At 40.8% G+C, this 12270-nt stretch carries 11 protein-coding genes; 9 read left to right on the forward strand and 2 right to left on the reverse strand.

Annotation, left to right across the window (positions count from 1 at the left end; genetic code table 11):
• Positions 1–290 precede the first annotated feature (290 nt).
• The 4 genes from mutL to B2107_RS17770 are packed head-to-tail and all read left to right on the forward strand — an operon-like array spanning position 291 to position 4874.
• Positions 291–2177 (forward strand): DNA mismatch repair endonuclease MutL, encoded by a 1887-nt coding sequence (gene mutL / locus B2107_RS17755; RefSeq protein ID WP_293957057.1) that lies wholly within the window; start codon positions 291–293, stop codon positions 2175–2177.
• Positions 2178–2189: 12 nt separating this feature from the next.
• On the forward strand, positions 2190–2876 hold the full coding sequence (locus B2107_RS17760; protein WP_293957058.1) for a rhomboid family intramembrane serine protease: 687 nt from the start codon (positions 2190–2192) through the stop codon (positions 2874–2876).
• A gap of 11 nt (positions 2877–2887) precedes the next feature.
• On the forward strand, positions 2888–3766 hold the full coding sequence (locus B2107_RS17765) for a rhomboid family intramembrane serine protease (RefSeq protein WP_293957059.1): 879 nt from the start codon (positions 2888–2890) through the stop codon (positions 3764–3766).
• A gap of 43 nt (positions 3767–3809) precedes the next feature.
• Complete coding sequence (locus tag B2107_RS17770) at positions 3810–4874, forward strand: endonuclease/exonuclease/phosphatase family protein (RefSeq protein WP_293957060.1); 1065 nt, start codon at positions 3810–3812, stop codon at positions 4872–4874.
• Here B2107_RS17770 and B2107_RS17775 read toward each other — a convergent pair.
• Positions 4864–6474 carry a S41 family peptidase gene (locus B2107_RS17775; protein WP_293957061.1) on the reverse strand — a complete coding sequence of 537 codons (1611 nt, stop codon included), beginning with the start codon at positions 6472–6474 and terminating at the stop codon, positions 4864–4866. The genes B2107_RS17770 and B2107_RS17775 overlap by 11 nt on opposite strands.
• Positions 6475–6790: 316 nt before the next feature.
• Here B2107_RS17775 and B2107_RS17780 point away from each other — a divergent pair, with 316 nt between their 5' ends.
• The 5 genes from B2107_RS17780 (at position 6791) to B2107_RS17800 (ending at position 11659) form a co-directional block, all read left to right on the forward strand.
• A complete protein-coding gene (locus tag B2107_RS17780) occupies positions 6791–7360 on the forward strand; it encodes a hypothetical protein (protein ID WP_293957062.1) in 570 nt (189 codons plus the stop codon).
• A 129-nt stretch (positions 7361–7489) separates the two neighbouring features.
• Positions 7490–8887 (forward strand): class II fumarate hydratase, encoded by a 1398-nt coding sequence (gene fumC / locus B2107_RS17785; RefSeq protein WP_293957063.1) that lies wholly within the window; start codon positions 7490–7492, stop codon positions 8885–8887.
• Between the two features lie 105 nt (positions 8888–8992).
• Positions 8993–9424 (forward strand): fumarate hydratase, encoded by a 432-nt coding sequence (locus tag B2107_RS17790; RefSeq protein ID WP_293957064.1) that lies wholly within the window; start codon positions 8993–8995, stop codon positions 9422–9424.
• Positions 9425–9487: 63 nt separating this feature from the next.
• Complete coding sequence (locus B2107_RS17795; protein ID WP_293957065.1) at positions 9488–10642, forward strand: MFS transporter; 1155 nt, start codon at positions 9488–9490, stop codon at positions 10640–10642.
• A gap of 15 nt (positions 10643–10657) precedes the next feature.
• Positions 10658–11659, forward strand: a complete 1002-nt coding sequence (locus tag B2107_RS17800; RefSeq protein WP_293957067.1) for an acyltransferase — start codon at positions 10658–10660, stop codon at positions 11657–11659.
• 21 nt (positions 11660–11680) lie between these two features.
• Here the strand turns inward: B2107_RS17800 and B2107_RS17805 are convergent, their stop codons facing one another.
• On the reverse strand, positions 11681–12145 hold the full coding sequence (locus B2107_RS17805) for a copper resistance protein NlpE (protein WP_293957068.1): 465 nt from the start codon (positions 12143–12145) through the stop codon (positions 11681–11683).
• Positions 12146–12270: the final 125 nt, after the last annotated feature.

Here is a 12270-nt window from a genome sequence, read left to right on the forward strand (position 1 = left end):
ATGCCCTATCATTGAAATGGAGAACCATTGTTTTTACTCCGGACTTGGGTAAGGCATACTGTATCCGACCGCCGTTAAATTGTGCATAAGTAATTCAATAACCCATATGCAATAATTATGTCGGTTTTGCAGTTTGTTTTAGTATGTCAATAGGTATCATTTGCAGCCAGTTAATTGGTATAGGTGAACGCTTTAAAGGCTTTTATTTTAAAGGAACAAGTGGAATGTCCATTTGATTTTCATCCGTGTTTATACGCTGTAAATATGGATATTTCGTAACTTTGTATTATATGTCGGATATTATTCAATTACTTCCAGATAATGTTGCTAATCAGATTGCGGCGGGAGAAGTGGTGCAGCGACCAGCGTCTGCCATTAAAGAATTGATTGAAAATGCTATTGATGCTGGAGCTGACAAAATAAAACTTATTGTTAAAGACGCAGGCAAGTCATTGATTCAGGTCATTGACAATGGCTGTGGCATGAGTGTGACTGATGCCCGCCTTTGCTTTGAACGGCACGCAACATCAAAAATTCGTAAGGCTGAGGACTTATTTGCAATCCGCACCATGGGTTTCCGTGGTGAAGCAATGGCATCCATTGCTGCGATAGCGCAGGTCGAACTCAAAACACGCCGTGTCGAAGATGAACTAGGGACAGTTGTTGAGATAGAAGGATCAAAAGTTGTCAACCAATACCCGGAAGCTGTTGCTGCCGGAACAAATATTTTAGTAAAAAATCTTTTTTACAATATTCCTGCACGGCGGAACTTCTTAAAGAGTAACTCCGTAGAAATGCGTCATATTATTGATGAATTTCAACGTATAGCCTTATCCAATCCACAGATTTTCCTGACTTTGCACAGCGACGGAAATGAAATTTATCATTTGCCCGCGGAGACGCTCAAACAGCGTGTTGTCCATATTTTCGGGAACAATTACAATCAGCGCCTTGTTCCTGTCGAAGAGGATACATCCATCATCAAAGTAGAAGGTTTTGTTGGGAAACCCGAGTTTGCAAAGAAAACTCGTGGCGAACAGTTTTTCTTTGTCAACAAACGCTTTGTACGTGACCCTTATCTTCATCATGCTGTGATGAATGCTTATGAGGATATTTTACAAGCCGAAACATTCCCTTTCTATGTCTTATTTATCGACATAGATCCTGCGCGAATCGATATTAATGTACACCCTACAAAGACCGAAATCAAGTATGAAGACGATAAGGCCATTTACGCCATTATACGGTCTGCAGTAAAAAGGTCACTGGGGCGGTACAACATCATGCCTTCGCTGGATTTTGAACAGGAAACAAGTTTCACCAACCTGATTACCAAAAAGGCCTTGGATGAAATTATTATTCCAACAGTAACGTTCAATCCGGATTTTAACCCGTTTGATACGGACAAATCAAAATCCAATTCGAGCTATACCCGATCAGAAAGCTATGCGGAAGGACTTACCAAGAAAACGGGCGGGATTCCGAGCAATTGGGATTCCCTCTATCAAATCGTCGAAAAAGAAGAGTCCGTTCAGCTACCTCTGCATAGAAAATCTGAGTTAGATGACGATGGTCCACAGGTTATTCAAGTCGAAGATAAATCATCATCGAAGCTCTTTTTCCAGCTGCATAATAAATATATTGTTTCCCAGATTCACTCTGGATTTATTCTGATCGATCAGCAGGCTGCGCACGAACGTATTCTTTTTGAACAGTTTCTTACACAGCTGGATCAACATAGAGGTCTGAGTCAGCAGAGTTTATTTCCGCAGACGTTAGATCTGCATGCCGCAGATAATGAATTGATGAAAGATCTCCTGGAGGACATCAATGGTTTGGGCTTTCAAATTCGGGAATTTGGAAAAAATTCCTATATTATTGACGGAATTCCAGCCGATTTAGGGACAGGATTCGATGAAATAAAGATGATTGAGAAAATATTGGAAGATTATAAAAACAATCAATCTGAGTATAAGCTCGCTAAGCGCGAAAATCTTGCCAAGAGCCTTGCCCGCAATGCAGCCATTAAGCCGGGTACTGTATTGGACAACACGGCTATGGCAGAGCTGGTAGATAAGCTTTTCGCTTGTCACTCGCCCAATATCTCCATTTATGGAAATCCTGTCATTGTAACATTTACATTGCAGGAGTTAGCGGAAAAATTTGGTAAAAACTAGAAGATAAAATATATGTTTCCACAATTAACACCTGTTATCAAGAATTTATTGATCATCAATATTGTATTTTATATTGGATCGCAAATTGTACCTGTAGCATATGATTATCTTGCGGTCTATTATCCCGACTCGCCTTATTTTAAAATCTGGCAGGTAGTCACGCACATGTTTATGCATGATAAAAACAATATTAGCCATATCTTTTTCAATATGTTTTCGCTGGTCATGTTTGGGCCAATGATTGAGCAGGTACTTGGATCGAAACGTTTTTTAAATTTCTATATGGTATCTGGAATCGGTGCCTGGTTTCTCTATACCGCAGTGAATGGTTTACAGCTCTACAATGCGACGGGTTCTTTTGCCCCCCTTCATGGTATGAATGGGAACGAGCTTATCTCCTTGGCAAATACCGGGAATAACGAAGCTTTAACCTACCTTATTCCCATGCTGGGTGCTTCTGGGGCTATCTACGGTGTGCTATTGGCATTTGCCTACCTTTTCCCAAACATCCCGCTGCAATTTTTGTTTATTCCTGTACCAGTCAAAGCGAAATACATGATCGGTGGATTTATCCTTATCGAAATCTATATGAGCCTGTCGCGGCCCGGAGATTCTGTGGCTCACCTGGCTCACGTCGGAGGAGCACTATTTGGCTATCTACTACTTAAACTCTGGAAGGTTAGAAAGGGAATTTATTAATATCGTGCGAAATGAATAACATCGGGCTAAAAGATTTTTGGAGACAAACCTATAAAACTGGATCACCAGTACCGTTAGTAATTAGTATTCAGGCGTGTTTGTTTGTCCTCATCTATTTTTTGGATCTACTCTTTGAATTAAAGATCGTTTCGCAAAGCTTTCTGGAACCTTTAGTGAGAGGATTGAGCCTACCAAGTAGTTTTTCGCGTTTTCTCGAACAGCCATGGTCTTTGTTTACATCAAATTTTGTGTATGTAAAACTTTGGACTATACTCTTCGAAAGCTTATGGCTCTATTGGGTCGGTCAGATTTTTTTTACTTTCTTAAACACAAGGCAGTTTTTATTTATTTATATCACCTCTTGGCTATTCGGCGGTATCCTCTACGTGGGATTCGGATCGCTTCTTCCGATGTCCAGCGATTTACAGCTCATGGGCGGATCGCTCCCTCTGGCGGCGGTATTAGCGGCTATTGTCACGTTAGTTCCCAAGTACGAATTACGCTTACTGCTTATTGGTAATATCAAATTAAAATTAATAGCCATCATTTATTTTGGGTTGGAATTCCTGGCCCTCACCCTGACAAACCGTCCCGCGGCCATTTCCTATTTTGCGGTTATTTTATTTGGAATGGGATTCACCTATGCATTAAAATCGGGGATGGACTGGTCCACAATATTCCAGAAAAAGCAAAATAAGCCTGCAAAAATGAAAGTCGTTGTAGGCAACAACATACAGACAAATCGGAAACATCGTTATGACCTGCCCAATCAGGCCGAAATCGATGCCATTTTAGATAAAATTTCTGTTTCTGGCTACGACAGTCTAACGAATCCCGAAAAAGAAACGCTCTTTAGGGCAAGCAACAGTGGTGATAAGGTTGATGGATAGAAGGACATTTTTAAGGAGAAAACTGGGGTTTATAAGTAAAACAATGTTCCTGGCAAATGTGCTTGCGATCGTTGCATTACTCATGAGCTATTCGGCGACCTTCATTAATCCCAAATCCTTTTGGCCAATTGCATTTATGGGCTTAGGCTACCTTCCGATCCTGCTTATTAATATTGGATTTATCTTTTACTGGCTACTCCGCAAACGAAAAATTGCACTTTATTCATTCGTTACAATCCTAATCGGCTGGCCTTTTTTAACTAAACATTGGAATATTCGCAAGGAGAATGCCCCTGTCTCGTCGGAAACACGTACGCTGCGCATCATGACCTTCAATGCACATTTATTCAAAACGGTAAACGATGAGAAAAAAAACTTTAAAGCCGATGTTGTTCGCATTATCGACAGTATATCTCCCGATGTGATCTGCTTTCAGGAATATATTAGTAAAATTAAAGGAAAGCATGTTTTTTCGGAAGAGTTTAAAGACAAGCTCGGCTACGATTACTTTTTCTTCGAACCTAGCTCTAAAAATGATTACGAGGCCTATGGAATGGCTGTCCTTTCACGATTCCCGATTTATGATTCAGGCACTATAAGAGACAACGATTACGGGATCAATCGAATCAGTTATGTCGATGTCAAAAAACAGGATACTTTGATTCGCCTCTACAATATACATCTCCGTTCTTTTGCACTTCAAAATGAAGACAAAGAGTTCATTCAGAATTTATCCAATACTAATGAGTTGGATAATTCAAGAACACGTAGACTGAGTCGCAAACTGAAGAATGCATTCGAACTGCGGAGTGAACAGGCACATTCATTAAAGAAGCATATGAATGAATGTCAATATCCTTATATTGCCGTAGGTGATTTCAATGATACGCCGATGAGCTACTCGGTCAATCTGATTGGAGATGGTATGTACAATGCATTTAAGGAGAAAGGTAATGGCTGGGGCGTGACGCATCATTCCCTTTTACCGATCTTTCAGATTGATTATATTTTTGCAAGCCAGAAATTTCAGGTGATGAACTATCAGATCGTCAAAAAGAAATTATCAGATCACTATCCGGTATGGGCTGATCTTAGACTTAAACCTTAGGCATTTGATACCCTAATGTTTTAAGCCCTATTTCGATAAATTTATCTCTTCTATTTTTGATTTTATAGTAGGCTTCACGGCCAAAATAATAGCGTCCTACTAATGCTTCGATATCGGATTGAATGATATCATGTAAATTTGCAGCTTCTCTGGACGTTACCGAAATACGCTTTTGGCTATTGAGATATGAAATAAATAGATCAAATTCTGCCGCAGGCAAATGGTAGCCGCTTATAAAATTCTCGATAGAATATGCGGGCAGATGTTTTGTGAATCGATCATAAACGAACTCTTCGATTGCATTGGAATGAAAGATCTCGCGGTATTTGGCACTGGTCTCATTGGTATCAATCGGGATGGTCACATCGGGAAGAATACCGCCACCACCAAACACAAGCTTTCCTTTGCTGGTTGTAAACATTTCTTTTTGACTAAATTCGGTATCCATTGTCCAAAGATCGAAGCCTGTCATGTATTTTGCTGCATCAAAATTGGCACGTGTATATTTTCGTTGAATACATCTTCCAAGCGGCGTATAGTAACGTGCCACGGTCAAATTGATTGCCGAACCGTCTGAAAAATCAAATTGCTCTTGTACCAATCCTTTGCCATACGACCTACGTCCGACAATTGTTGCCCGATCCAGGTCTTGAAGAGCGCCGCTCACAATTTCGCTTGCTGAGGCAGTGCTTTCGTTGATCAGCACAATGACACGGCCATCGCCAAACTCGCCAGGCTTTTCGGAATAGAAATCCTGACGTGGCTCATTGGCTCCTTCGGTATACATCAGGAGTCTTTTTTCCTGAAAAAATTGACCCGCTAGATCAATTGCCGTGTGCACAAACCCACCACCATTATTACGTAAATCTAAAATAAGATCTTGCGCTCCACTTTTTCGTAAGTCAATGAGTGACTGCCTGAATTCGTCTGCCGTCTTATGTCCAAACCTCCGAATTTTAACATAAGCTGTTTTTGGAGCGATCATATAGGATGCATCTAAGCTCGAAACATTGACCTGATCACGAATCACTTTTATTGGATTGCTCAATACCACTCCATTACGCTGAATGGAAATCAATACCGCTGTTCCTTTCTTTCCACGGATCAGTTTTTCTATTTCGTTTTCGGTCACTTTTCTTCCGACAAGGTCGTTATTTCCGATCTTTAAAATGCGGTCACCAATACGCATTCCTGCTTTCTCAGCAGGCCCTGCAGCAACCATCCCAACGACGAGCAGGGTATCTTTCAAGCGAAAATACTCTACTCCAATACCGTCAAATGTTCCTTCAAGGGTCTCCTGCTTGGCCTGTACTTGATTTGGTTTCAAAAATGTGGAAAAAGGGTCTAAGCGGGAAACTACATGCTCAATGGCTTCGTCCTGAACGGTATCTATACTGACGTTATCGACATAATTTTCAGCAATTAATTGAATGAGATATTGCAGTTTATCCGAATTTCCGTTGGAGCGTAAACTTGAAAAGGTTGTTTTTTGGTTACTTCCTTGCTCTTCAGCATAATTTTGTCCCAACAGCAAGCCGAGAAGCAATACTGCAGCATATGTAGCGGCTACAAAAATATTTCTTTTAATACTTTTTTGCATGGGAAATCTTCCTGAATTATCGAAGAAGAGAAAAATTATTCAACATTCATTACCTGATCAAAAATAATAAGTTTATTCGGTTAAACGAGTACGTGAACCATATTTTTACATTAAAAATTAAAAATCCATTCTGTGGTTTAGAACAGCCTGTCAGTGCCATGCGTCCGTTCAATTCCATCCCGACAAACTTTCGATGAATCGAAGAGCAAGCCGTAGGACTTTTCCGATCTTTTGCTCAAAACAGTATTATGCCTCAATTTAACTTGCAAATCCGCGTAAATTTATCTTAGTTTGAGTGGAAAAAGATTCAACTGGTATGCACGAAATCGAACCTTATTACAATTGGCGGGATTATTACATTGCCGCTGAAGATGAACAATCGCCCTTCTATGGCACGATCTATAGTGAATTCGATTTTGATAAACAGGTCTATAATTTTCTCCTGCATCCGCAATGGGATGAATTTGGTTCGCTTACTTTATATTTAAAAATACTGTTTGTCGACTATGAGAAACACTATTGCATTATCGAACTGATTGGTGAATGGAATGATGCCATCTACAATGATATTATGTTATTCAAGCGAGAAATTATTGATGTATTGATCAGTCAGGGTATCAAATATTTTATTGTAATCGGCGAGAATGTACTGAATTTTCATGCTTCAGACGACTCATACTATGAGGAATGGTTTCAGGATATTGAGGATGGCTGGATTGCAGGCATTGGTTTCCGTGAACATGTGATCGAAGAGTTCCAACAACAGAATATAGATTATTACATTAATTTTGGTGGTGGCTTGAATACGCTTGCTTGGCGAACATTAAAGCCGAAACAGGTATTCTATCATGTGAATGAATCCTTGACAAAACGGCTTGGTTTTTAAGATCTGCTTATTGGGAGTATTATTATTAATCCTTGTTCTTTACTGTATTATCCTGTAACTTTGTGATTGATGTATGATGTGCTTGGCGCATGTACTTTTAATTTTACGTTTTATTTATACTTACATACTATGTCATTCAGAATTGAAAAAGACACGATGGGTGAAGTTCAAGTACCTGCAGACAAATACTGGGGTGCACAGACAGAGCGTTCACGCAACAACTTTAAAATTGGACCGGCAGCGTCTATGCCACACGAAATCGTCGCAGGCTTTGCCTATTTAAAGAAAGCAGCCGCTTATGCTAATCACGAGCTGGGTGTATTATCTGTGGAGAAACGGGATGCAATTGCTGCAGTATGTGATGAAATCTTAGCGGGCAAATTGGATGATCAATTTCCATTGGTTATCTGGCAGACAGGTTCGGGCACGCAATCCAATATGAACGTGAATGAAGTTGTGGCAAACCGTGCGCAAGTGCTGGCTGGACATAAAATCGGTGAGGGCGAGCCTGTGTTAAAAGCAAATGATGACGTAAACAAATCACAATCATCGAATGACACTTTCCCTACCGGAATGCATATCGCAGCTTACAAAGCTGTGGCAGAAGTGACCATTCCAGGCGTAGAAAAATTGCGTGACACCTTGGCTAAAAAAGCGGAGGAGTTTAAAAATGTTGTAAAAATTGGCCGTACACACTTAATGGATGCTACTCCGTTGACGCTAGGTCAGGAGATTTCAGGTTATGTTGCTCAATTGAACCATGGTCTGAAAGCTTTGAGAAATACACTTTCGCATTTGTCTGAACTTGCACTGGGAGGTACTGCTGTAGGTACAGGATTAAATACACCAAAGGGCTATGATGTTGTCGTTGCTAAATATATCGCTGAATTTACCGGCCTACCTTTCGTCACTGCTGAAAACAAATTCGAGGCTTTGGCTGCTCACGACGCAATTGTTGAAACACATGGTGCATTGAAGCAATTGGCTGTAGCCTTAAATAAAATAGCAAATGACATCCGTATGTTGGCTTCTGGCCCACGCTCTGGTATCGGTGAAATCTTGATCCCTGAGAACGAACCAGGATCATCCATTATGCCAGGTAAAGTTAATCCGACACAATGTGAAGCCTTGACGATGGTGGCGGCACAAGTAATGGGTAATGATGTTGCGATCACCATTGGTGGAACACAGGGCCATTATGAGCTGAACGTGTTCAAACCATTGATGGCGGCAAACTTTTTGCAGTCTGCTCGCCTTTTGGGTGATGCTTGTGTTTCATTTGAAGAGCACTGTGCTGCAGGTATTGAGCCTAATTACAAACGCATCAAAGAATTGGTAGACAACTCATTGATGTTAGTAACAGCGCTAAACACAAAAATTGGTTACTACAAATCAGCAGAAATCGCGCAAACAGCGCATAAAAATGGGACTACGCTTAAAGAAGAAGCCGTACGCCTGGGTTATGTGACTCCTGAAGACTTTGATGCTTGGGTTAAACCAGAAGATATGGTTGGAAGTTTAAAATAAGCTGTGAATTTTATTTCAATAAAAAATATACAAACGAAGACATACCTACTGGCATTTGCCATAGGTATGTTTTTCTTTTGTACAGCCTGCAAATTCAATTCAGATATGCAGAGCGAAGGCGCGCCCTTTTTACAGGGAGAATGGGTCCAAGACAGTATTCCAGGACAACAGCAGATGATGCAATATACTTTGACCGATTTCAAGTTTACCTGTGATTCTGTTTACGCGACGATGCACGTCAACAATAAAGTACAGACAATACCGGATAGCTGTTACAAAGATGGATCCTGGACAGAACATGCAAAGGGTATTTATGTTTTGCGTGGGGACTCTATCCTTGTCGATGGTATTTATACCAAAGAAAATGGCAAGCAAAAGATTTCTGGCTGTTATCTTTCCGGCCAGTATATCCCCCGCTTTAAAGTCGTTTATCATGCTGCTGATTCGGTCGTACTGGAAAGCAGGTTAGATCAACGTCAAATCATCTTAAGAAAAACTAAAAATATTACCTGTGTCCCTCAAAAAAGGTATCAGTAGTTTTTAGTACAATCTATTTATTATCTTCGTACCATTATCGTACAACCTCAACCTTAAAACACAATGAACAAAGGAATTATTTCTTTGGCATTTGGCGGGCTCGCCATCGGAATGACCGAATTCACGATGATGGGGATTTTGCCGGATATTGCCCAAGATCTTCGTATTGAGATCCCTACAGCCGCCCATCTGATTGCACTCTATGCACTAGGTGTCGTTGTCGGTGCCCCCACATTAGTGCTATTTACGGGAAAATATCCTCCAAAGAAGGTATTGCTGTTCTTAATGCTGCTGTTTTTTATTTTCAATGGCCTTTTTAGTATCGCACCGGGACAGTTTTTGATCAGCCTCTCCCGCTTCATGGCAGGGCTTCCGCACGGTGCATTTTTTGGTGTTGGGTCTGTTGTTGCTGCTCGCTTGGCGCCGAAAGGAAAAGAAGCCCAGGCCATATCCATTATGTTTACAGGAATGACCATTGCCAATTTGGCTGGAGTACCGCTAGGAACCTATCTCGGTCATCATTATTCATGGCGGTTGACCTATGGAATTATCAGTATATTGGGTTTAATCACTTTTGCAGCAATATATGCTTGGATGCCAAAAATTGAAGCTTCCAAGGGGAATAACATGTTTAGTCAGCTCAACTTCTTCAACAAAAAAATTGCCTGGCTATTAATGGCTATTATCGCCATCGGCACCGGTGGACTTTTTGCCTGGATCAGTTACATCGCCCCTTTGGTGACCAATGTATCGGGTATCGCTGCTGATCGTGTGCCACTGATTATGATCCTGATCGGTGTTGGTATGTTTTTCGGGAATCTTATCGGTGGAAAATTGGCGGATACAATCTCCCCAACCAAAGCTGCGATTGCTAGTTTTTCCGCCATGGCGCTATGCCTTGTGATGGTTTACTTTATTTCGCCATTGGGCTGGACAGCCTATCCACTGGCCTTTATTACCGGACTGGTGTCCTTCACTATTGGTTCGCCGACACAACTGATGTTAATTCGCGCTTCAAAAGAAGCGGCAACACTGGCTGCGGCAGGTGGTCAGGCCGCCTTTAACCTTGGCAATACCTTAGGTGCATTTTTAGGTGGAATTCCAATAACCTTGGGTTTAGCTTATAACACACCGTCGCTTGTTGGTGTGGGTATGGCGAGCATTGGTGCACTCTTAACCCTGTTGTATTTGAAAGTCTACGACAGTAAAAGTCAATAAAAATAGCATAATCAAATGGCGCGAACCAGTTATATCAGTGTACTTCGTATTGTTGCGATATTCCTCGTTATCTTGATTCATTCCTCTTCGGGCTACCTAAACAGCAACGAATTTGAGTCATTCGACTGGAGTTATGCCAATTGGCTCAATAGCTTCTCGCGCTTTGCAGTACCCCTATTTGTCATCATCTCAGGCGCACTGCTGCTACAGAAAGACGAAAGCACGGGACAGTTTTACCGAAAACGTCTGTTAAAAATTGTCCCGCCTTTTCTTTTTTGGACTGTCGTTTATCTTGTCTATTATTTCATTCGTTACATTGATTTTAACTATATCGGTTTTCCACAAGTTATTAACATTGTGTTAATTCGCTTAAAGTCAGGAACGAATGCACACCTTTGGTATCTATATATGATACTTGGGCTCTACCTTGCAGTGCCATTTATCCGTAAAATTGTGGGCAACTGCAGTAAAAGAGAGCTTGAGATCTTTTTGGGGTTGTGGTTTGCAGCGTTATTTTTCATGAATAAATGGTTTAATAGTGTCCTACCTAATTTTGATTTGACTTTTTTCTCGGGCTATATGGGGTATTTGGTCTTAGGTCATTATCTGCGCAATTACCCGGTTGGGATGGCAAAATTGTCGAGTTTTACATTTTTTCTGGTATGCTGTCTGACAACTACTGCAGGAACATATTATCTGAGTGTATCACGAGGGGAATTTGATCCGACACTCTACAATTATCTTTCGCCGAATATTGCCTTAAGCGCCGGCTTTTTATTTATTTTCGTTCAACGCCTTAAACTCCCAGAACAACTCAACGCCTTCTGGGAATTTATCGACATTCACAGCTTTGGCATTTACTTATGCCATATTTTATTGCTGAATTATATCCATCCGCTGCTTCCGTTGTCCACGATGTGGAAGATACCGGCTGCAACGGTGATCACGCTATTGGCAAGTGCTTTATTGACCTACCTATTACGGAAAGTTCCGTATGGCAAGTATGTCAGTGGCTAAGTCAAGCAACGGAGTTTTGTTTTATAATTTTTCTCCTTCAACCTTATTGTAAACATAAAGATGTGCGTTGGGACCATCGATTTCATGACCTTCCTGATCCAGTCCGATCAGCTTATTTTCCCCTACCTTTAATTTTATATTGGTTTCTTTCCCTGTGAGATGAACAACTGTCCCGTTGTCGTGCCACATGACTTTGCCAGTATCTTCAACCTTGGTATTTTTATTAATATATTCACTCACAATAGTGAATGTGTTGTTACTTTTTAAGGTAATGTTGGTTTTGATTCCTTCACAGTCGGCACAGGGAATAGTAGCTTCGTAGGTACCGGGCCAATCCAGCGAATTTTGCGATGTATGGGCATTATCTGCAGCCGCAGTCTCATGTGTAACAGAATCTGCAGCTGTATGCTGACTATTTTTTGAGGTTTGATTGCAAGCACTTAGCGAAATCGCTGCTAAGCAAAAATAGAATACGGGTAATTTCATAGCTGTTATTTTTTGATTTAAAAACATCCAACAGCAAGCAATTTCAGCGCCAAGAAAAGTAGCGGTTGGTATTGGGCTATCTATATGATAAAAAAGGCTTCTTGAAGAAGCCTTTTTTATTGTAA

The sequence above is a fragment of the Sphingobacterium sp. UBA7855 genome (genome assembly GCA_002500745.1).
GTDB lineage: Bacteria > Bacteroidota > Bacteroidia > Sphingobacteriales > Sphingobacteriaceae > Sphingobacterium.

Coding starts and splice junctions, on each gene's coding strand:
- B2107_RS17800 (WP_293957067.1), top strand. CDS start 10,658: ATGGCGCGAACCAGTTATATCAGTGTACTTCGTATTGTTGCGATATTC.
- B2107_RS17780 (WP_293957062.1), top strand. CDS start 6,791: ATGCACGAAATCGAACCTTATTACAATTGGCGGGATTATTACATTGCC.
- mutL (WP_293957057.1), top strand. CDS start 291: ATGTCGGATATTATTCAATTACTTCCAGATAATGTTGCTAATCAGATT.
- B2107_RS17765 (WP_293957059.1), top strand. CDS start 2,888: ATGAATAACATCGGGCTAAAAGATTTTTGGAGACAAACCTATAAAACT.
- fumC (WP_293957063.1), top strand. CDS start 7,490: ATGTCATTCAGAATTGAAAAAGACACGATGGGTGAAGTTCAAGTACCT.
- B2107_RS17760 (WP_293957058.1), top strand. CDS start 2,190: ATGTTTCCACAATTAACACCTGTTATCAAGAATTTATTGATCATCAAT.
- B2107_RS17775 (WP_293957061.1), bottom strand. CDS start 6,474: ATGCAAAAAAGTATTAAAAGAAATATTTTTGTAGCCGCTACATATGCT.
- B2107_RS17795 (WP_293957065.1), top strand. CDS start 9,488: ATGAACAAAGGAATTATTTCTTTGGCATTTGGCGGGCTCGCCATCGGA.
- B2107_RS17790 (WP_293957064.1), top strand. CDS start 8,993: ATGCAGAGCGAAGGCGCGCCCTTTTTACAGGGAGAATGGGTCCAAGAC.
- B2107_RS17805 (WP_293957068.1), bottom strand. CDS start 12,145: ATGAAATTACCCGTATTCTATTTTTGCTTAGCAGCGATTTCGCTAAGT.
- B2107_RS17770 (WP_293957060.1), top strand. CDS start 3,810: ATGTTCCTGGCAAATGTGCTTGCGATCGTTGCATTACTCATGAGCTAT.